The organism is Lacibacter cauensis (assembly GCF_007830055.1).
Lineage (GTDB): Bacteria > Bacteroidota > Bacteroidia > Chitinophagales > Chitinophagaceae > Lacibacter > Lacibacter cauensis.
In genome coordinates this window covers 934,011-956,521 of sequence record NZ_VLLE01000002.1, presented here as the reverse complement: position 1 = coordinate 956,521, position 22,511 = coordinate 934,011, and the positions used below count along the sequence as shown (strand labels likewise).

Genomic DNA, 22,511 nt, shown 5'->3' with positions numbered 1-22,511 from the left:
CCAAACAATGCATCGTATGTGGAATAAACTAACAAGACTGCTTTCCTTCACTGCATTTTTTCTTCTTGTAGCTGTATCGGTATATGCACAAGATGTGCTGCGTGGAAAGGTTACCGATAAAGATGGTAAACCGCTGCAAGGCGTATCGGTTTCGGAGCTGGATGCGGATAACCGGATTGTACGTGGTACACAAACCGATATTGAAGGTTTTTTTGTTCTGAAGAACGTAAATGGTAAGAACCGTATTTCCCTTTCGTATATCGGTTACAAAAGTGTTACGCAACGTATCAACGGCCGTACATCTATCAACTTTTCACTGGAAGATTCGCAGGCAGATTTAGGGGAGGTTGTAATCGTAGCCCGTCCGTCATCTTCAAACGGGATGATCAACGTGCCTGAAAAAAATCTTACAACAGCGGTATCCCGTATCAACGCCAAAGAAATGGAAGAGATGCAGGCTCCAAGTATCGACCAGGCTTTGCAAGGTCGTTTAAGTGGTGTGGATATTACCGCTTCAAGTGGCGATCCCGGTGCTGCTATGAACATCCGGATACGTGGGGTGTCTTCTATCAACTCAACAGGTATCCCTATGATTGTATTGGATGGTATGCCTTACGAAACAGAAATTCCAAGCGACTTTAACTTTGGTACTGCCGATGAACAGGGATATGCGCAGCTGTTAAATATATCTCCTGCAGATATTAAAGATATTACGGTGTTGAAGGATGCTGCTGCAACTGCTATCTGGGGTGCCAAGGCTGCAAACGGTGTATTGGTAATTACAACAAAACGTGGCAGTATTGGTAAACCAACCATTAACTATACATTTAAAGGTTCGGTTTCTGTAGTACCCAAGGCAATTCCTTTGCTAAATGGTGATCAGTATTCTTCGCTCATTCCCGAAGCTTTCATGAACCGTATTGGTACAACGTTGAACACAACCGTTAACCGTGAGTTCAACTACGATCCAAACGATCCTTACTGGTACCATAACTACAGCAACAATACCAACTGGATCGATGCTATTTCAAGAACAGGTTATATACAGGATCATACAGTAAGTTTAACCGGTGGTGGCGAAAAGGCAAAATATTTTGCATCTGTAGGCTGGTTCGATCAGAAGGGGATTACCATTGGTACCGGTTTGCAACGGATCAACACACGTATTAACCTCGACTATACCGTATCAGAAAAAATTAAATTCTTTACCAGCTTCTCGTATACGCATTCCAACCAGGTTCGTCACTATTTATCAAGCAACGAATCTTCTATTCGAGGTATGGCTTACATTAAAATGCCAAATATGAGTGTGTTCGAATACGATGCAAACGGCGATCTTACAACCAATTATTTTTCGCCTGCATCGAACGTACAAGGGCAGTACAGCCGTGTGTATAACCCGGTTGCAATGGCCGATAAAGCAAAGTTTGGTGTATTGGGCGATCGGATTATTCCACGTTTCCAGGTTGATTACGACATCATCAAGCGTGTGCTGAAGGCAACCTTTGATGTGCAGTTCGATATCAACAATACCAAGAACAACAGCTTCCTTCCGCAGATAGCAACCGGCCGTCCGAATACGGAAACAGTCGTAAACCGTGCATACGATGGCGATATTGATGCATTTAGTGTTGGTACAAAGACAAGTTTGATCTATACGCCACAGATCAAAAATGAAAAGCACAATGTGCAGGCGTACATGAACATTCTTACAAACGATTACACTGCAGTATTCCAGGAAGTAATGTCATCAAACACTGCGTCTTCGTTGCTGGTAGATCCTTCTGTTCAGTCTCGTACCCAAAACAACGAACTGCGTGCAGTATCAGGGCAAAATCAAAGCCGTTCAGTAGGAGCGTTAATAGGCGCACAGTATGGATATAAAGATAAATATCTTATAAATGTTACGCTTCGTGGTGATGGTAACTCACGTTTTGGGCCTAATTACCGTTATGGTTTATTCCCTTCTGTTTCTGCTCGCTGGCGCATTTCGGAAGAAGGTGGCTTGAAAGATTTAAAATGGTTAGATGATTTGAGCTTACGTGCAAGCTATGGTATTGCAGGCCAGGTGCCCAGAGGCGATTATTTATTTTATAACACTTATTCAACCTACGATTATACGTACCTCGATCAGGCTGGTATTATCCCCGCCCGCATGGAGCTTAAAAATTTACGTTGGGAGACCATGCGTGGTACAAATATCGGTTACAACGTAAGTGTTTTTAAAGGTCGTATTCGTATGGATGGTGAAGTTTACCGTAACCGTACAAAAGATTTGTTTTTTGATGGTTTGCAAATTCCTTCTTTCACAGGCTTCAATACAGTACTGATGAATGTTGGAACAATGGATAACCAGGGCTGGGAACTTGCAGTATGGACACAGCCGTACAAAACAAAAACAGTAACAGTTGGTTTCGATTTTAATATTTCAGCAAACCAAAACGTCATTCGTGAAATTTCTGAGTTCTATCCAAGTCAACGTGGCGATGTAACCAAAAATGGTGAATATCTCCGTTTGTTACAAATCAATAATCCGTTTGGTTCTTTTTACGGTTACAAGTTTAAAGGTGTGTATGCCGATCGTAATGCAACCATTGCAAAAGATGCCAAAGGAAATCCAATTATTGGTCCTAATGGTCAAACTATTTATATGCGCTTTAACTATCCGCAAACGGATTATATTTTCCAGCCGGGCGATGCGATGTATGAAGACATTAATAACGATGGTAACATCAACTATATGGATGTGGTTTATCTCGGTAATAGTAATCCGAAACTATCTGGAGGATTTGGACCTTCAGTTACCTGGAAAAACTTCAAGTTAACCTCCTTCTTCAGTTTCCGTTGGGGTTACGATGTAATTAACGGTACCAAAATGAACACGACCAATATGTATGGTTTCGATAACCAGAGTACAGCTGTGTTAAGCCGTTGGAGAAAAGAAGGTGATGTTACCGATATGCCACGTGCATTGATCAATGGTGGTTTTAACTGGCTCGGAAGCGATCGTTATGTAGAAGATGCATCCTACATCCGCTTCAGAACAGTTACACTTCGTTACAACTTTGATAAGAAAACATTGAAGAAGATGAAAATGAAATCGGCAAGCTTCTATGTAACTGCTGAGAACCTCTTCACCTTCACCAACTATCTTGGTCAGGATCCCGAAGTATCGTTCCGTGGTTCCGATCCGTTCCGTGTATCGTACGATTATTCAATGACACCTCCTTCAAAAAATATTACCATTGGTTTAGTAGCATCCTTCTAATTACAAACGCATGAAACAGATTACATTTCTTACATATTTTCTTTTGGTACTGTTTGCAGTAAGTTTCAGCAGCTGTAAAAAATGGCTTGAATTGAAACCGCAGGATGGTATTGTAAAAGAAGAATTCTGGAAAACAAAAGAGCAGGTAAAAGCTTCTGTTATCGGTATTTATTCTTCGATGATGGAATACTCGAGCGGCTCCTACGGAAATCCGACAAATTATGTGCCGTCAATGGCCGAGTTGTTTTTTGTTTGGGGCGAAGGCCGTGCCGATCATGTTGCATCAGCAACTGCATCAAGTGCAGATGACATTGCATTGATCAATGCCAATATTCAGCCCACAAATGTAAATGCCAACTGGCGTCCTTTTTACCGAACCATCAACTTCTGCAATACCGTAATTGAGAAGGCACCTGAGGTTTTAGCAAACGACAATACGTTTACACAACAACAGCTCGATAACTATCTTAGTGAAGCATTAACTATTCGTGCACTCATGTATTTTTACCTGGCACGTACGTTTGGCGATGTGCCTTTAAAGCTTGATGCAACATTAAGTGATGAGAATATTACTCCGATTCCGAAGACCCCACAGGCTGAGATATTTGCGCAGATTGTAAAAGATCTTACAGCTGCTGAAGCAAAGGCGGTAACAAGTTACGGCGATGTTGCTTCAGACAAAGGACGTGTAACAGTATATACCATCAATGCAATTCTTGCTGATGTGTATTTGTGGATGGAAAAGTATACAGAAAGTGTTGCAGCCTGCGACAAGATCATTAACTCCGGTAAATTTGGTTTAATACGTGGTGCAACACAAAACGGACCAGCTATTGAATACAATGATGCCTGGTTTAATACACTGTATTATAACGGTAATTCTAACGAAGGGATTTTCGAATTGCAGTTCAGCCAGCAACGTTTAAATCCTTTCTTTTTAATCTTTTCTCCGGCTACCTCTGCCAGAAGATGGATTGCGGCTGCCGATTTGATGGAACGTGTGTTTACGGTTGATTACACCAATGATCAGAATTATGATATCCGTGGCGATGGTGGTTCTGTGCGTGCAGCTACATCAACAGTTTGGAAATATGTTGGTGCCAGCAGCACTGGTGCAATTCGCCCGCTTGATCAAAGCTATGCACATTGGTTTTTCTATCGTTATGCCGATGTTTTGCTTATGAAAGCAGAAGCCTTAAATGAATTGGGTCGTGGGCAGGAAGCATTGGACATTATTTACAGCGTACGTGCCCGTGCAAATGCTTTGGCAGCAACAGATCTTACACCTGCTCCAACAGATAAAAATCTTATACAGGATTTTATTCTGGAAGAGCGTGCAAGGGAATTCTGTTTCGAAGGTAAACGTTGGTACGATGTGTTGCGTAATGCAAAACGCAACAAGTATGAACGTCTTGGTATTTTGTTAAGCATGGTGTCCATCAGTGTTCCTTCCAGTATGCAGCAATCTGCACAGGCGAAATTTAAAGATCAAAACAGCCATTACCTGCCGATTTACCTGTACGAAATGCAAACCAATAAACAATTAGTACAAAATCCTTTTTATAAATAACTGAAACCTGCATTATGAAAAGAAACATTGTTCTTGCCTTAGGCTCGGTTGCTATTATAGCCCTGCTCATGTCGGCTCCGGGCTGTAGAAAAATCAAGATCGAGGAATCTACAACGGGTGACGTAAATATTGTAGGTTATCTGGATAAAAATCTTGATTCCTTTTCGTTGTTCCGTCAGATTCTCGAAAGAACTGGCAACGCTGCTTTTTTGAATGCATACGGGGCTTATACCTGTTTTGCGCCAACAAACAGTGGTGTAAAAACGTACTTAGCCGGTTTGGGAGCTGCTTCTGTTGACGCTGCCGATCTCAACACTTTAAAAGACATGGTGCGTTTGCATCTGTTAAGCGATACGGTGTATACCAACTCGTTTACAGATGGTAAGCTGCCTGTTATTACCATGTACGGTCAATACCTTGTAACATCGGTTACCAATAAAAACGGTGTGTCAAGTTATTTAATTAACAGGCAGGGTACAGTATTGCGTTCGAACGTACGTGTGGGCAATGGTATTATTCATGTTATTGATAACGTATTGAAGCCAGCTGTGAAAACCATTGCACAGCAGCTGGAAGAAAATCCGGATTATTCCATTTTTGTACAGGCGTTAAAAGAAACCGGTTTCTATACAAAACTGAATACAGTAGACAGCGATACGTCTAAACGCTGGATGACGGTGTTTGCAGAAAGCAATAGAGCTTTAGCCGATAGTGGTTTTGTAACCTATGCAGCATTAAAAGCGAAGTATTCAAAAACAAGCAGCCCTACGAATGCAAATGACAGCTTACACATTTATGTAGCTTACCATATTTCACAAGGATTGAAATTCCTTGGCGATATTATTTCTACACCAACACATGAAACATTACAACCACAGGAGGTAGTAAGTATTAAGTTGATCGATCAACAGGTACTTCTTAACCAGGACGAGTTTAATGGTGTATTGGAAAAAGGAGTCGTATTAAATCGTGATAAAAGTGATATTGCTGCAACCAATGGTGTATGGCACGATGCTGCTGCACATTTTATGGTGAAGTTCCGCAAACCAACTGCTCTGTATTGGGACGTTTCTTCTTTTGATGAAATTAAAAAGCTGCCTGCTTATTATAAAAAAGCCAATTATACGTTCAGCCGTGCTACAGAAGCCGATCAGCCAATTAAAGATCATTACTGGGGTTGGGGCCCATTGGCAAGTACAAACTTCCTGCAGTATACTTACTCCGCAGCAAGCAGTATTACCAACTATGCTTATAATGCAGATATCAACATGGTGCCGTTAGGCTTACCTAACCGTCCGCCATGGTGGGAGATGCGCACGCCACCGATTGTAAAAGGTAAATACAAAGTATGGGTTTGTTACCGTCAGCAAAAACAATCAAGCAGTTCAAACATGCTTTGCCAGGTAAGTGTAAACGGTACCATTATGCAACGTACGATGAACTTTACAGATACACGACCTGCCGGTACCGATTCCGAACTGGAAGCAATTGGCTGGAAACGTTACACCGAAAACACGAGTAGCCTTTGGGCTGCACGCCAGGTGGGCGTAATTGAGTTTACCACAACGAAGCAACAAATTATCCGCATTACTGCATTGAGTGGAACGCAGAACAATAATAACCTTGATATGATTCATTTCATTCCGATTGATCAGGACCAGGTTTTACCTCGTTTCCGTCCGGATGGCACAATGATTTATCAATAATAACTAACGACAGAAGTACTGAAAAATATAATGAACATGAAGATCAGGCAAACCTCTCTCTTACTGCTGGCGGGGTTATTTTCTCTGCAATTGTTAAGCAGTTGCAGTAAGATAAAAGACGAACGTAATGATGTTACCGATCCTGCATTGCAACAAACTTTGCTGGATCTGGTAAGCGCCAATCCCCAGTTAAGTACATTCAAAGAATACCTGGTGAAAACGGGCTACGATAAAATCATCAGATCATCACGCAACTATACCGTATTTGCGCCGGTAAACAGTGCACTTTCATCGCTCGACCCTGCAATAGTTAATGATGCAGCAAAACTTAAAAGTTTCGTTGGTAACCACATCGCCCTACAGCAATATCGTACAAGTGAAGTAGCAGAGCTTACCCGTATTGCCATGTTAAACGATAAGTACAATAACATGCAAGGGAAAAAAATTGAAGATGCCAACATTACCGTAGCTGATAAGTATGCCGGTAACGGTTTGCTGCAGGTGATTGATAAAGCATTACCTTCTTTAGATAACTGTTGGGATTTTTTATCTAACAACAGCAATGCGCCGGTTAAGCAAAAAACATTTATGCTTTCGCTTTTCCGTAAAGTGTTCGATGCAACAAATGCCGTTGTTGTAGGTATTAACCCCAATACCGGCGAACCGATTTACCAGGCAGGTACTGATTCCGTATTTACCAATCTTTTCTGGAACAAAGTACATGATTTAAGACAGGAGAAAAAACAATTCACCTTGTTTATGCTTGCCGATGCTGCATGGGATGCAGAGGTAACCAAGTACATGCCTTATTACGTAACGAACACAGCCGATAGTAATACACTTGTTACCAGCTGGAATGTTGTGAAAGATTTTGCGGTAGATACCGTTTATCAGCCAAATGCAATACCCGATACGGTATTGTCTAAATTCGGCACAAAACTTCCGGTTAACAAATCGGCAATTGTAAAAACCATTAAAACAAGTAATGGTATTGTGTACATCATGAGCCAGATGAATGTATTGCCTGCAAGCAAAATTCTGGAAATAACTGTTCAGGGCGAAAGTTATAATGCATCGAGTGTGAACCGCCGTTCTAATACCTATTTCCGTGATCGTTATAATACGGTTACAGGAAAAGATTTTACAGATGTGTTGGTATTCAATCATGGCGTTTCTAATTTTTGGCTGCGTTATGATATTCCTGAAGTGCCATCTGTTAAGTACAAAGCTTATGCAGTTGCGTTGAACGATTTTCAGACCGCTGCCTATACACAGCGTTTGGGTATAGGAGGCATCGTAACCACGTTGTCGATGCTGGTTAATCCAAATGTTTACAGCGAAGTGTACATCGGTGAGTTTACACAAAGCAAATATTCACCTGTGTTTAATTTGTATCTGCTGGGTGCAAACAGCACTACGGCAGCAGTAAATCCGCTGTCGTGCGATTACATTAAGCTGGTACCAAGTTTATAAAACGAACCATCATTTAAAGAAAGTTGTGATGATAAAAAAGAATGTACATAGTCTGGTTATAGCAATGCTTGTTGCTGCTGCGTTAAGCACTTCGCAGGAAGTTGTTGCCCAGCAAACAAATCCAACAAAAAAAGACAGCATACCGGCGTCTCAAAAAATTGTAATTACCGGGAAGGTAACCGATGCGGCCGGTAAGAAGCCGTTGGCAGGTATACGTGTGGAAGTAAAGAATTTTTCTGCTGCCATTACAGATGATGATGGAGTATTTACATTAAAAGTTCCCTCATACTACACCGATATTGAGATCAGCGGTGAAGGTTTCGCTTCAAAACAGGTTTCGCTGAAAGGCAAAACATCTGTTGCAGTGTCTTTGCTTTCGGAGTCGGCTGTAAATTTCCAGGAAGAAGTGGTGATGCATTTTGGTACAATGCGTAAACGCTCAATTACCGGAGCTGTAACAGCATTTGATGCCAATAGTGATTGGGGACGTCCATTCGAAACTGGCGATGCAGCGTTACAAGGTAAAGTAGCCGGATTGAATGTGATACGCCGCTCCGGTACGCCGGGTATAGGTGCCAATATGTTTTTACGTGGTTACAATTCATTATACGGCAGCAATGCACCGCTGGTGGTGGTCGATGGAATTGTATACGATATGAATGATTATGGCAACAGTATTATTGCAAACAATTATACCAATCCGCTGGCGTTAATCAGCATTCACGATATTGATAACTACACTGTGGTGAAGGATGCAACATCGATGTATGGAACAAAAGGGGCAAACGGAGCGATCATCATTACAACTGCACGTGCAAAAAAAGAAGCTACAAGTATTGATTTTGGTATGTACACCAGTTACAACCAGGCTCCCGCACCGTTGAATGTAATGAACGCTTCGGCTTACCGTACTTACCTTGGCGATATCCTGCAAAGCAAAGGAGTAAGTTCTGCTGACCTTGCTGCAATGCCTTTTATGAATGATGACACAAGCAGTAACGTAGCTTATTACCGATACCACAACAATACCAACTGGCAAAAGAATGTGTTAAACAACAGTGTTAACCAGAATTATTACCTGAAAGTAACAGGTGGTGATAATATTGCAACGTATGCCTTAACCGTTGGTTTCAGCAGAAATGCAGGTGTAATCAAAAACACAGATCTTACCCGTTACAATACACGTTTCAATGCACAGTTTAATTTTTCGAAGAAGTTTACAGGTGTTGCAAGTCTTGCGTTTACCTACAACCAGGCAAATTTAAAATACCAGGGTGTAGTGAATAAAACAGGAGCACTGTATACAGCTTTAACCAAATCGCCTTTCCTGGCTGCCAATGAAATGAACGAGAAAGGGGTGTTATCTCCCAACTTTGAGGATACTGATATACTGGGTATCAGTAACCCATCGGTGTTGATTGAGAACATGCAGGCCTACAACCGTTACTATCGCTTTATGGGTTCGTATACGTTTAAGTACGATTTTAATAAATACCTGTCTGCATCTTCGTTGCTGGGTATTGTATACGATAAAAACCGTGAAAATATTTTTGTGCCACGTAAAGGTGTAGCCGATGATACATTGAGCAACGCCATTGCCGACAGCAGGTTAGGTACACAGGTGCGTCGTTTGTTCTCTGTTTATTCAGATAGCCGTATTGAGTACAAACGCACCTTCCAGCTGCGTCACAGCATTGCGTCACGTCTGGGTTTACGCTATCAGCAAAACCGTGCTGAACAGGATTTTACTCTTGGTTATAACTCTGCAACAGATGAACTCATCAGCGTGCAGAACGGTGTAAATGCGTTGCGCCAAACAGGTGGTGGTATTGGTGAGTGGAACTGGATGAACACGTACTTCAATTTCGATTACGGTTACAAAGACAAACTTTTCCTTTCTGTTAATGCAGCAATGGATGGTTCATCACGTTTTGGTTCGAAAGCAAAAGGAGGTATTTCAATGGGTGGAGTTACCTATGCTGTAATGCCTTCGGTTGCTGCTGCATGGATTTTGTCTTCAGAGCGTTTTATGGCAACATCAAGCATCAATTTGTTGAAGGTGCGTGCAAGCTTTAGTCTTACCGGTAACGATGATATTGGTAACTACACTGCACGTCAAACTTATACTTCGCAAAACCTGTTGGGTATGCAGGGGTTGGTACGCAGTGGTATTGCAAATCCTGCCATTCAGTGGGAAACTAATAAGAAATTTAATGCAGGTCTTGACTTTGCTACCTGGAACGAGCGTTTAAATGTAAGTGTAGATGTATATCGCAATAAAACCGATAACATGCTGGTGTACGAAGATGTACCTGCAGCATCGGGTTTCAGCAAAGTGCTTACCAACGGTGGAAGCATGCTGAACACAGGTATTGAAGCCAGCGCCAACGCACGCCTCGTAAACAAACGCAAATTCAAATTCGACCTTGGAGTAACAGTTGCGCACAACGACAACCGTGTTGTAGCTGTGCCTAACAGAGAAATTACAACCGAATATTCCGGCGCAACTATCTTAACCCGCCAGGGACTTCGTTCAACACTTTACTACGGCTACATTGCACAAGGTGTTTTCAGTACCGAAGCTGAAGCTGCCGGTGCTGGGTTGAAAAAGAAAAATGCAGATGGTTCGTACAGCTATTTCAAAGCAGGTGATGTACGGTTCCTTGATGTGAATAAAGACCAGATCATTGATGAAAAAGACAGAGCTATCATTGGTATTCCAACACCCGATATTTTTGGAAGCATTACTCCACGTATTGAGTATGGACGTTTTACACTGGAAGCATTATTTACGTTCGCCAAAGGAAATGATGTGTTTAACTACCTCCGTTATAAACTGGAATCGGCCAGCACTGTAGAAAATCAACTGAACAGTGTGGTTAACCGCTGGAGAGCAGAAGGGCAGAAAACAACGATGCCAAAAGCTGCTTACGGCGATCCGATGGGGAATAACCGTTTCAGCACACGCTGGATCGAAGATGGTTCCTACCTCCGCCTGCGTAGTGCCACATTAGCCTACAACATTCCATTTAAAGAAAAGTTCTTTAAAAATGCTTCCATCTATGTAACCGGAAACAACTTATTTACATTAACGAATTATAGCGGTTATGATCCTGAGTTCAGTGCATCACCATCCTTATTTGCACAAGGTACCGATATCGGTCTCGATCCGTTATTCCGCTCCTTTATTTTAGGTGCAAGACTTGGTTTGTAAGAAAGAAGAAGATCATTATTGAATAAAAAAATATTGCTTCAGATATGAAGAAGATTACTTTGCTTGAATTTGCTGTGGTGCTGATGATGCTGGTTAGTTTATCGGCCTGTAAAAAAGTGTTCGATATACAACCCGAAGATCAGCTCGACGAAGCAAATGCTTACCAGAACGTGTACGATGCCGATGCTGCTGTAATTGGTATTTACGGTAAGTTCATGGGCCTTGCCGAACAATATGTTGTATTGAATGAATTGCGTGCCGATTTGCTGGATGTTACTGCAAACTCAAACGAGGCGTTACGCCAGATCAACACGCATACTGTTACCGAAAATAATCCGTACGCAAGTCCCAAACCGTTTTACGAGTTAATCCTCAACTGTAATGATGTGCTTGCGCATTTTAAAGTAATGGTGCAGGATAAGAAGATGAATGAAGAACAGTTTAACCAGCGTTATTCTGATATTGCAGCTTTACGCTCGTTTCTGTATCTGCAGTTAGGTATTCACTTTGGTGATGTGCCTTATGTAACAAGTACATTAAAAAATGTAGATGAGGTAAAGAATGCTGCAAACTTCAAACGTATTCCGTTTAATGCCTTACTTGATAGTTTGATCAGCAATACTGAAACCATTCCGTTTAAGGAGATTTATCCTTCGGGCTCAGGCTTAAATATTACGGTAGATGGTTACCAAACACAAAAGTTTTATATCAATAAAAAAGTATTGTTAGGCGATCTTTATTTGTGGAAAGGCAATTACCAAAAAGCAGCCGATTATTATCGCCAGGTAATGGAATACGGCACTACCGCTTTTGGTTTTGGTGAAGATTTTTATTCGTACTACAAGCTTGGCTGGGCCGGCGGACATAATCACTACGTATCGTACGGCCGTGCAGGTGATGCTTCTACTTTAACGTACAACGATGGCTGGAGAGTAATTTTTGAAAGTGCTTATGGTAGCAACAGTTTAAACCGTGAGTGGGTTTGGGTGTTGCCTTTTGATAATAAATTCAAACCAGAAAATTCACTTATCAAATTGTTCTCACCAATTGGTGGTCAGTATTTAGTTCGTCCATCGCAGGAAGTGTACGATTTGTGGGATGGAGAAACACAACGCCCGGCACAGGGAACATCGATTCCTTACGACGCAAGAAAGCTGTTGAGCACGATGAACATTGGCGGACAGCCGGTTGCCATGAAATATCTTTACAACTATATCAACTGGGCAACAGGCACTGCTGCAACTCCTTTAATAAAAAATGGCAAATGGTTTTTGTTCCGTCAAACACATCTGCATATGCGCTATGCCGAAGCTGCAAACAGGTTAGGTAAACACCGCATTGCATGGGCATTGGTAAGCGGTGGTTTTGCAGCAGCTTATCCTGCTCCAACCAGCGACGTTACAAACTATCATAACACATTGGCAGAGCCGTATCCGTTTAATTTTGATGCACGTAACAGTGGTAACTCAGGTGTACCTTATTACCGTGCAGATTGGTATCGGCAGATTGGTATAAGAGCAAGAGCCTTGGTTACCGATTGGCAGATCAGCAGCGACAGCTTAAATACAATTGAAGCCGGAATTATTAAAGAGGGTGCATTAGAGAATGCATTTGAAGGAACACGTTGGCCCGATCTGTTGCGTGTTGCATTACGTAAAAACGATCCTGCTTTTGTTGCAGATAAAGTATACAACAAACTTGTTAAGTCGGGCATCTCAGCAGGTGCTGCATCTGCTGCCCGTGCCAAACTGATGGCAAGAGACTGGTACCTGCCATTCAAATGGTGAAATTTGTATTAGACAATCAATCGTTCGAAAAGGGCAGGGAATCAAGTACCTGTCTTTTTCATTTACACTGTTACCTTACTAGGTATCATTCGAAAGCTAACGAAATCGATTAAGTGGAAGTTTTGATGTGTTAGCTAAAGACATAATATATTTAGCGGAATTACTACGAAACCGAATTGTTTGTTATGAAAAAAAATCTTCTTTTTGCTGCCCTTCTTACGGCAGCAGCAGCCAACGCACAGGTTAAACCCAAACCCAAACAAAATGATGTAACCACGCCGTTACATGCGATGAAGGTGGATTATCCCTCGCCATACGGTGCGCCAACAAAAGAAAGTGTGAAGGCTGTAGTGGATAGAGTCTATAATTATCTCAATGCAGTTACGCCTGCGGAGATGATGAATAAAAAAACAGGAGCTGCTGTAACCGATGTAAATGCATTGGATACAAACACGGTTTTGAAGCAGGGTGATTTTCGTTTAACCAGTTATGAGTGGGGCGTTACGTATTCTGCTTTTCAACGGGCAGCAGAAACAACCGGCGATCAGAAATATGCAGCATATGTAAAAGCGAGATATGATTTCCTGGCAAAATGGATCCCTGCGGTAAAACAAAAGTTTTCTGCTGAGTACATTAATAAAACAAAGCTGTTAAATCAACCCATCAATCCACATGCACTGGATGATGGCGGTGCTGTGTGTGCATCGATGATCAAAGCACAGAACAGTGGCTTGAGTAATAATCTTCGTCCCATCATTGATCATTTATCTGATTATGTCATCAACAAAGAATATCGTTTAAAAGATGGCACCCTGGCACGCATGCGTCCGCAGGCAAATACCTTGTGGTTAGATGATCTGTACATGGGCGTGCCAACAATGGCGTTTATGGGTAAACTTACCGGTGAAACAAAATATTATGATGATGCAGTAAACCAGTTGCAGTTGTATACCAAACGCATGTTCAATAAAGAGAAAGGCGTGTACATGCATGGCTGGGTGGAAAGCATGGAGCATCATCCGGAGTTTCGTTGGGCAAGAGCGAATGGCTGGGCATTGATGACGATGAGCGAAGTGCTGGATGCATTGCCTGAAACTCACCCCGGCAGAGCGTTTGTGTTGCAACAATTCAAAGCTCATGTAAATGGTTTGATGCAGTACCAGGATGGTACGGGCTTCTGGCATCAGTTGTTAGACAGAAATGATTCTTATCTCGAAACATCAGCAACTGCTATTTATGCATATTGTATTACGCATGCAATCAATAAAGGATGGATAGACGCCATGACGTATGCACCCACCGCCATCCTTGCGTGGAATGCTGTAACAACAAAAGTAAATAAGCAGGGACAGGTGGAAGGAACCTGTGTTGGTACAGGTATGGCTTTCGATCCTGCGTTTTACTATCACCGTCCCGTGAATGTGTTTGCCGCACATGGTTACGGCCCGGTTATTTTAGCCGGTGCTGAAATGTATCAATTACTCAATCAATTTAAATTTGAGATCAACGATAGTTCGCTGCAGCTGTCGAAAAAATAAACTATGAAGTGTATTGCTGTTAGTGTTGTTCTCATGTTTGTAGCTGTTATTACTGAAGCACAACAAACGTTGAAATTCGATTTTGGTAATGGGAGAGTGAAGAAAGGTTATACGGCTGTTACACCCGAATCGAAGTTTGCGAATGAAAAAGGGTATGGGTTTACAGCAGAATCAGAAGTAACAGCAGTTGACCGTGGTGGTAAATCGGTGAATGACGATTACATCACATCCTCGAAGCCGTTTTATTTTTCGGTGAACTTACCCGATGGGAATTATGATGTGAAAATTATTCTCGGAGATAAGAAAGGAACATCTGCAACAACGGTTCGTGCAGAATGCCGTCGTTTGTTTTTAGAAAATATCCGTACTGCCAAAGGAAAGTTTGTGACTGAAACATTTACCGTGAATGTGCGAGACAGTTTGATCCGTGATGAAAAAGGAAATATCGTGAAAGCTGTTCGATTAAAACCAAGAGAGTATAACTATCTGCATTGGGATAATTTTCTCACCATCGAATTCAACGATTCATTGCCGAAAGTATGTGCTATTGAAATTACACCCAACAAGACAGCGCCCACCATTTTCTTGGCAGGTAACTCAACCGTTGTTGACCAGGATAAAGAACCTTGGGCAGCATGGGGGCAAATGATTCCACGATTCTTCGCTCCCGGAAAAGCAGCAGTGGCCAATTATGCAGAGAGCGGAGAAGCGCTCAACTCTTTTTTAAGTGCCAGACGTTTGGAAAAGATATTAAGTTTAATGAAGCCCGGCGATTATCTGTTCATTGAGTTTGGTCACAATGATATGAAGCAAAAAGGCCCGGGTATCGGACCATTCACTTCTTACAAAAAACTATTGAAGCAATACATTGCTGAAGTAAAAAAGAAAGCCGGTATTCCGGTATTGGTTACTTCGATGCATCGACGCAATTTTGATAAAGACGGTAAGATCATCAATACATTATTGGAATATCCGGAGGCTGTTCGTCAGACTGCGAAGGAAGAAAATGTAGCAGTAATTGATCTCAATGCCATGAGTAAAGTGTTGTACGAAGCATGGGGACCCATCAAATCCATCAAAGCATTTGTACATTTTCCGGCAAATACGTTTCCCGGGCAAACAACCAAGCTGGAAGACAATACACATTTCAGTACCTATGGTGCTTATGAATTGGCGAAGTGCATTGTAAAAAGTATAAAGGACCAGAACCTGCCGTTAGCACAATTCTTACGTACTGATATTGCTGTGTACGATCCTGCAAGTCCTGCAACGTTTGAAAGTTTCTATTGGCCCATGAGTTCATTTTTGACAAGTACAAAACCCGATGGGAATTAAAACCCTCTCTAACTCTCCCTAAAGGGAGAGAACTCAACGCACAGCCCTTACTTTTTGCAGATGGTGATAGTTGTTGAATATGCTTAAATGGGTGGGTGAAAGAGTATCTTTAAAGCAGGAGTTGCTTTGCTGCCATGAAAACGGAACGTACAAGTGAGTGACACAACAGTTGTTGCCATGAATTAATAACGCAGATAAACAAAACATACATGAAACGTTTCTTGCCTTTACTCTTTTTATTTTCTGCTGCCTTTGCGCAATCACCAACGATTCATGTTGATTTAAATAAAGAAGTGGGCGCCATGACGCCTGTGTGGGCATGGTTTGGTTATGACGAGCCGAACTATACGTACATGAAAGATGGAAAGAAATTGCTCACAGAAATTTCAAAACTCAGTCCCGTTCCTGTGTATGTACGTGCACATAGTTTATTGGTAACAGGCGATGGTACGCCTGCATTGAAATGGGGCAGCACCAATGCATATACGGAAGATGCAAACGGCAATCCCGTTTACAACTGGAAAATCATCGACAGTATTTTTGATACCTATGTGCAACATGGCATGAAACCATTGGCACAAATTGGTTTTATGCCCGAAGCATTATCAACCAATCCGCAACCATACAAACATGATTGGAAACCGGGTGAACCTTATTTTAGAATTGTAACAGGCTGGGCTTATCCACCGAAAGATTATAACAAATGGGCCGAGTTGGTTTTTCAATGGGTGAAGCACAGTGTAGAACGTTACGGACAAAAAGAAGTGGAGAGCTGGTATTGGGAATTGTGGAATGAACCAAACGGCTACTGGAAGGGAACAAAAGAAGAATTCTTTAAACTATACGATTATACAGCAGATGCGGTGAAGCGTGCCTTGCCCACTGCAAAAATCGGCGGTATTAATATAGCAGGCACTGCAAGCAAAGGCGCACAGGAATGGTTGCATGCATTTGTAAAACATTGTTACAGCGATACCAATTATGTAACAAAGAAAATCGGTTCGAGTGTTGATATGATTCTCTTTCACGCAAAAGGATCACCCCGTGTTGTAAATGGGCATGTGCAGATGAATATGGGCACACAGTTAAGAGATATCAATGCCGGATTCAAATTTGTTGCTGCTTATCCGCAGTTAAAAAACTTACCTGTTGTTATCGGTGAAAGTGATCCGGAAGGTTGTGCCGCCTGCGGCATGCACACCAATCCGGAGAATGCGTATCGTAACGGAACCATGTATGCGAGTTATACAGCTGCTTCGTTTGCACGCAAATATTTATTGGCCGATTCGTTTAAGGTTAACTTCCTGGGAGCAGTCACCTGGGCCTTTGAATTTGAGAATCAGCCCTGGTTCTATGGTTTTCGTGATCTTGCCACCAACGGTGTAGATAAACCGGTACTGAATGTGTTCCGAATGTTTGGTATGATGAAGGGAAACCGTGTATTGGTGCAGGGCAACCAGATGTACGATTTGAAAACAATTGTTGATTCAAGCGTACGCAGAAAATACAATGATGTGGGTGGACTTGCTGCGAAAGATAAACGTTCGGCAACAGTGATGATCTGGAATTATCATGATGACGATGTGAAGAATGCAGCGCTACCTGTTGCAGTAAACATCAACGGACTGTCTGCAACAACAGTAACAGTTACGGAATACCGTATTGATGACGAACACAGTAACAGTTATGAAGTGTGGAAGAAAATGGGCTCGCCGCAAAATCCAACGAATGAACAGATAGCGATACTGGAAAAATCAGGACAGTTAAAAACAATGGGAGCGTCGAAGAAATTGAAGATAACGAATGGCGTATTGAGCATCACTATTTCATTACCGCAGCAGGGTGTAAGCTTATTGAAACTTGATTGGTAAAATTTATAATTGAATCATCATGAAACAGATTTTTATCATTACAGGATTATGTATGTCGTTGTTTGCTTCAGCACAGATCGGCAAACGATTCCCCTCTGAACGAAAGGAAATCAAAGATCCGGTAACGGGAGCAAGACTGGTGTTTTTAACATCCACACAAGCTGGTGATTCAAAAATTTACCAGACGCATAATCAGTGGACGAGTGATGGTGAATGGCTCATCTTCCGCAGCAACCGTGCACGCAATGAAGCGTTGGCGGTACATGAAAAAACAGGTGAGATGGTGCAGGTAACCGAAGGTGGTTACACGGGTATGTTGAATGTGGCCCGCAAAAGCATGAGGCTTTACTTTATGCGTTATCCGCAGCGTGATACTGCACGAAGAACACAGAGTGATACAGCTCGCAGAAGAAATCCGATTCCGTTGCAGATTGTTGAAGTTGATTTGGCAAAAGTATTTGCAGACAGTAAAGCAGGAAAGATGCAACCTGCACATGTTTACCAACGCATCTGCGGAACAATTCCTATTGAACTCGAAGGCGGTGGTGATATGGCATTGGATGGCGATGAAGAGTGGGCTTATTTCCGTGTAGGAAAAGCTGCAGCAGCTAAGCATTTGCCAGCAGGCACAAAACCGGCAGATAATTTCGGGCCACGCAACATGGGTGCAGGACCAACCGGTATTGCAGCGATGAATGTAAAGACAGGTGAAATAAAATATGTAGTTTCTGTTCCGTTCCAGATCGGTCATATACAAACCAATCCATGGATGCCCGGTGAAATTGTGTTTTGTTGGGAAACCGGTGGTAAATCGCCACAACGTACCTGGACGGTGATGCGTGATGGAACAGGTCTTCGTCCGGTCTATCCTGAAGCGGAATACGAATGGGTAACACATGAAGCTGTAATCAGCAAAGATGAAGTGGCCATTGCGATTATGGGTCACCGTAAGATTGGCGGCGTTGATACAACAGGTACAGCTGTGGGCGGTGCAAATCCGGGACAAGATCCTGCATGGGGACCAAGTGGCACAAGAGAAAAACCAACCGGCCTTGCTATTGTAAACCTGCGTACGAGGGAAAGTTATATTGCCGGGCAAACAAAAAGCGGCAGTGGTCTGTGGCATGTGAGTGGATCGCCTGATGGACGCTGGGCAGTGGGTGATGATTTCAAACGTGATATTTATCTCATCGACAGGCACAGTAATGAAATGATCTTGTTATCTGCAGGACATAAACCAACGGCGGCCGATCATCCGCATCCAACCATGAGCGAAGACGGAACAAAAATTCAGATTCAATCGGCGATGTTGTCAGCCGATGGAAAATCCATGAACATCTGCATTATTTATTTACCCGATGAATGGTTGAAGCGAACATACAAGTAACATGAACCGAATTTCAATACAAATTGTTGTTGTGTTATTGCTGTTGATGAGTAACGCACAGGCACAATTCCTCAACATCAAAAACGATGTATTCTGGAATACAAAAGATGGGAAACCCATCTACAGCCAGGGTGGCGGTATTTTTAAATTCAAGGATGCAAACGGAAAAGAAAAGTATTACTGGTATGGTGTGCATTACAAAGAAGCAGAAACCTACCGCAACGATCCTTCTGTAACCTTACCCAATGCAACGTTTGAAGCAGTTACCTGTTACAGCTCTACTGATCTTGTGAATTGGACCTTTGAAGCCAATGTGTTTACCAAAGAAGAAGCGTTTAAAACAGTGCCCAAAACATGGGTGGGACGTTTAGGTGTGGCTTATATAAAGGAACTGAATAAGTACGCTATGTTTGTGCAGCATGGTAACCAGGTGTTGATCACTATTGCCGATTCCCCAACAGGTACATTCAAGTGGCATCAACGCATCAGCATGAAAGAGATGATCGGCACAAGCAATACCGGCGATCAAACAGTGTTTACCGATGAAGACAGCGGCAAATCGTATCTCATCTATTCATATGGCAGTGGCCGCAATAAAATTTATGTTTCTGAAATCGGCGTGAAAGATGGACTGGTGAATTTGTTAGACTGTACCAAAGTATTCCAGGGCGAAAGCAGGGAAGGCAACTGCATGTTCAAATACAAAGGGAAGTATTACATGGCAGCTTCTAACATTTATGGCTGGGATGCATCGTATGCTTATTACTTAGTGGCCGATGATATTCGTGGGCCCTACACGCCCACAAACAATATGCAGGTGATGAAAGGAAGTGAAAACGATTATGCACATGTAACACAAACCGGTTTCTTCTTCAACATCAAAGGAACGAAACAGGAAACAGTAGTGTATTGTGGCGATCGTTGGGCCAACTTTGCTGGCAATGGTTTGGGCTACAATCAATGGTTTCCACTTTCCTTTAATGGTGCTGAACCCTATTTCAATTCACTCAGTTCATGGAACATCAATGCAAAAACAGGCGAGTGGAAAGTAGCTGCCGATCATAACTATGTAATGAATGGAAGTTTTGAAGCAGACCGAAGAAGAATTCCCAGCCATGTTAAACCGGTGCAGGAATTTTTACTGGGCTGGACAACAACGGTGATTGAAGGCAACAAAGTTTCTCTGGACAGTAACAGTTCTCCGGTGTTGAATTATTTCAATACACAATACGATCGAACCAAGGTAATCGGCGAAAAAAGTTTGCAGATAACAGATAAGGTTGATTTTATCCGCAGCGTTCAACAAGTCATAACCTCATCGCCTTATGTACAGTTAAAGGATGGCCATTACCGGTTAACGGCTACTGTTAAAAACAGTAACGGCTTCAACATACTGCAGATGTATGCTACGAGCAATAACAAAACAAAAGTGTATACCATTAGCGGTGAACAGAGCGATTGGACGACCATTCGTATTGATCACATCGAAGTGAAAGGCGGCCAGGTAGAGATTGGATTTATTGCCGATGGGAAGGCCCATGCATTTTGTCTTGTGGATGATGTAATGCTGATGAAAGAGTGAGGTTTCCGTTTTAGAAACAGGTTAAATATGAACAAGTGTTAAGCTGAAAAAGCTTACATTGCAGGACAACAGATTTTTTTTAATGAGGAAGTTTTTCAACCCTTTACTTTTTGCCATTGCTCTTACAATCATTTTCAGTGAAATTCTGTTGATAAAATTCAGATCCTACCTGCCCTTTAATGTTGCTTACATCATCATTGTCGTAAATTTCTTCTACTTTAATTTCATCTTTTTCCCGGATGTACGCAGAAGGTACAAGGCCCAGAAACAGGCGGGAAAATAGCAGGATTGTACAGGATAACCGTCCTGCTTTTAAGTCTTTACTTTATAGGCTGTTTAAAAGCTGTATAAAAATGAAACTACTCTTAACGGTTGCCCTGCTGATCGCTACTGTATTGTCCATACATGCACAGGAAGTGCTTGAAACCGGTGGCAGAGCCATGCCCAACGAATGGATTGATAAAGACACTAAACATCGTGTAGTTAAATTGACAAGAATGGAAGGCAAGAGCAACCTCAGCTTTTACTTTCATAACAATCCTTTCATCGGAAACTCGATGGTGTTTTACAGCAGCAACAAAAACAATGTTGACAGTGTACGCAAACAGGAAATCTCTACAGTCGTTTCCGGTAACCGACAAATTCATTTACTCGATCTTAAAACATTAAAGAGTGAACAGCTGACCTTTCACCGTTCGCCCATGAATGGCGAGATCGTTGATAACAAAAAAGGAATTGTTTATTACCAGATAAAAGATACCGTGTTCAGCGTTAATGCAAAGACCAAAGAAGTCAAACAGGTCTTTGTTTTTCCTGACGATTTTAAAGGAACCGTTACAGCCATCAATGCCGATGGTACATTGCTCGGCGGTGCCAAATCAAGTGATGAAGAAAAAGAGTTGTTCAAAAAGTATCCCAATAAATCAAGCTACTTCAACATCATCTACGAAGCAAAGCTGCCACGTACTTTATTCACGATTAATGTAAAAACAAAAGAACTGGACAGAGTGCACAGCGACAGTGCGTGGTTGAATCATGTACAGTTCTCTACAACCGATCCTAACTTATTAATGTTTTGTCATGAAGGCCCCTGGCATAAAGTCAACCGCATTTGGACGATTGATGTAAAGACGAAGAAGATCACACAGATTCACAAGCGAATTATGGAGATGGAAATTGCAGGGCATGAGTGGCCGAGTGCAGATGGACAAATCATCTGGTACGATCTGCAGCAACCACGCAGCACGAAGTTTTATGTAGAAGGTCACAACGTCAATACCGGACAAAAAACAAAATACGAGTTGCAGCGTGATGAATGGAGTATTCATTTCAACAGCAACAAAGACAATAGTTGGTTTTGTGGTGATGGTGGTAATGAAGGTCAGGTTGCCAGAGCGAAAGACGGGATGTGGATTTATTTATTCAAACCCCAAGGCGATAAATTCGTTTCAACACGACTGGTGAATATGAAACATCATAACTATCGCTTAGAGCCAAATGTGCATTTCAGTCCCGATGGGAAGTGGGTGATCTTTCGGGCCAACTTTGAAGGGATCGAGAATGTGTATGCGGTGGAATTGTGAATGGTCAATGGTGAGTGGTGAATGAGCTTCTTCGTCTGACGCCCTCGTCTGACGATATACAACAAGAAGGTTATGGGTTATGAGTTGAGGGTTATGCGTACGTCGCAACCACAATCAGCAAAATAAATCAGCAACATCCTGTCCCGTAGGGACAATTGCTTGGTAGAAAAAACAAAATAACAAATGCGTGCCGTAGG

At 42.1% G+C, this 22,511-nt stretch carries 12 protein-coding genes; all 12 read left to right on the top strand.

From position 1 onward, the window contains the following. Positions 1–16 precede the first annotated feature (16 nt). The 12 genes from IQ13_RS03910 to IQ13_RS03855 all read left to right on the top strand — a co-directional run bounded on the left by IQ13_RS03910 (position 17) and on the right by IQ13_RS03855 (position 22,314). The gene (locus tag IQ13_RS03910; protein ID WP_144884699.1) at positions 17–3,268 is read left to right on the top strand and encodes a SusC/RagA family TonB-linked outer membrane protein; all 3,252 of its coding nucleotides are present in this window, start codon (positions 17–19) and stop codon (positions 3,266–3,268) included. A 10-nt stretch (positions 3,269–3,278) separates the two neighbouring features. Then, entirely contained in the window at positions 3,279–4,838 is a 1,560-nt protein-coding gene (locus tag IQ13_RS03905) for a RagB/SusD family nutrient uptake outer membrane protein (protein ID WP_144884697.1), read from the top strand. 14 nt (positions 4,839–4,852) lie between these two features. Next, positions 4,853–6,544: a fasciclin domain-containing protein gene (locus tag IQ13_RS03900; protein WP_144884695.1), complete on the top strand. Its 1,692-nt coding sequence runs from the start codon at positions 4,853–4,855 to the stop codon at positions 6,542–6,544. 36 nt (positions 6,545–6,580) lie between these two features. Beyond that, positions 6,581–8,017, top strand: coding sequence for a fasciclin domain-containing protein (locus IQ13_RS03895; RefSeq protein ID WP_158637297.1), 1,437 nt, complete (start codon positions 6,581–6,583; stop codon positions 8,015–8,017). 28 nt (positions 8,018–8,045) lie between these two features. Further along, on the top strand, positions 8,046–11,231 hold the full coding sequence (locus IQ13_RS03890; RefSeq protein ID WP_144884691.1) for a SusC/RagA family TonB-linked outer membrane protein: 3,186 nt from the start codon (positions 8,046–8,048) through the stop codon (positions 11,229–11,231). A gap of 44 nt (positions 11,232–11,275) precedes the next feature. Further along, positions 11,276–13,018: a RagB/SusD family nutrient uptake outer membrane protein gene (locus IQ13_RS03885; protein WP_144884689.1), complete on the top strand. Its 1,743-nt coding sequence runs from the start codon at positions 11,276–11,278 to the stop codon at positions 13,016–13,018. A 185-nt stretch (positions 13,019–13,203) separates the two neighbouring features. Next, positions 13,204–14,556, top strand: a complete 1,353-nt coding sequence (locus tag IQ13_RS03880; protein WP_144884687.1) for a glycoside hydrolase family 88/105 protein — start codon at positions 13,204–13,206, stop codon at positions 14,554–14,556. A 3-nt stretch (positions 14,557–14,559) separates the two neighbouring features. Continuing rightward, positions 14,560–15,891, top strand: coding sequence for a rhamnogalacturonan acetylesterase (locus IQ13_RS03875; RefSeq protein ID WP_144884685.1), 1,332 nt, complete (start codon positions 14,560–14,562; stop codon positions 15,889–15,891). 209 nt (positions 15,892–16,100) lie between these two features. Beyond that, a complete protein-coding gene (locus IQ13_RS03870) occupies positions 16,101–17,762 on the top strand; it encodes a GH39 family glycosyl hydrolase (protein ID WP_144884683.1) in 1,662 nt (553 codons plus the stop codon). 19 nt (positions 17,763–17,781) lie between these two features. Continuing rightward, on the top strand, positions 17,782–19,149 hold the full coding sequence (locus IQ13_RS03865; protein ID WP_144884681.1) for a TolB-like translocation protein: 1,368 nt from the start codon (positions 17,782–17,784) through the stop codon (positions 19,147–19,149). A 1-nt stretch (position 19,150) separates the two neighbouring features. Continuing rightward, entirely contained in the window at positions 19,151–20,731 is a 1,581-nt protein-coding gene (locus tag IQ13_RS03860; RefSeq protein WP_144884679.1) for a family 43 glycosylhydrolase, read from the top strand. Positions 20,732–21,084: 353 nt separating this feature from the next. Further along, a complete protein-coding gene (locus IQ13_RS03855) occupies positions 21,085–22,314 on the top strand; it encodes an oligogalacturonate lyase family protein (RefSeq protein WP_144884677.1) in 1,230 nt (409 codons plus the stop codon). Positions 22,315–22,511: the final 197 nt, after the last annotated feature.

Excerpts from the sequence above, each read along its gene's own strand:
- IQ13_RS03910 (WP_144884699.1), top strand. The coding sequence starts at position 17 with ATGTGGAATAAACTAACAAGACTGCTTTCCTTCACTGCATTTTTTCTT.
- IQ13_RS03905 (WP_144884697.1), top strand. The coding sequence starts at position 3,279 with ATGAAACAGATTACATTTCTTACATATTTTCTTTTGGTACTGTTTGCA.
- IQ13_RS03900 (WP_144884695.1), top strand. The coding sequence starts at position 4,853 with ATGAAAAGAAACATTGTTCTTGCCTTAGGCTCGGTTGCTATTATAGCC.
- IQ13_RS03895 (WP_158637297.1), top strand. The coding sequence starts at position 6,581 with ATGAAGATCAGGCAAACCTCTCTCTTACTGCTGGCGGGGTTATTTTCT.
- IQ13_RS03890 (WP_144884691.1), top strand. The coding sequence starts at position 8,046 with ATGATAAAAAAGAATGTACATAGTCTGGTTATAGCAATGCTTGTTGCT.
- IQ13_RS03885 (WP_144884689.1), top strand. The coding sequence starts at position 11,276 with ATGAAGAAGATTACTTTGCTTGAATTTGCTGTGGTGCTGATGATGCTG.
- IQ13_RS03880 (WP_144884687.1), top strand. The coding sequence starts at position 13,204 with ATGAAAAAAAATCTTCTTTTTGCTGCCCTTCTTACGGCAGCAGCAGCC.
- IQ13_RS03875 (WP_144884685.1), top strand. The coding sequence starts at position 14,560 with ATGAAGTGTATTGCTGTTAGTGTTGTTCTCATGTTTGTAGCTGTTATT.
- IQ13_RS03870 (WP_144884683.1), top strand. The coding sequence starts at position 16,101 with ATGAAACGTTTCTTGCCTTTACTCTTTTTATTTTCTGCTGCCTTTGCG.
- IQ13_RS03865 (WP_144884681.1), top strand. The coding sequence starts at position 17,782 with ATGAAACAGATTTTTATCATTACAGGATTATGTATGTCGTTGTTTGCT.
- IQ13_RS03860 (WP_144884679.1), top strand. The coding sequence starts at position 19,151 with ATGAACCGAATTTCAATACAAATTGTTGTTGTGTTATTGCTGTTGATG.
- IQ13_RS03855 (WP_144884677.1), top strand. The coding sequence starts at position 21,085 with ATGAAACTACTCTTAACGGTTGCCCTGCTGATCGCTACTGTATTGTCC.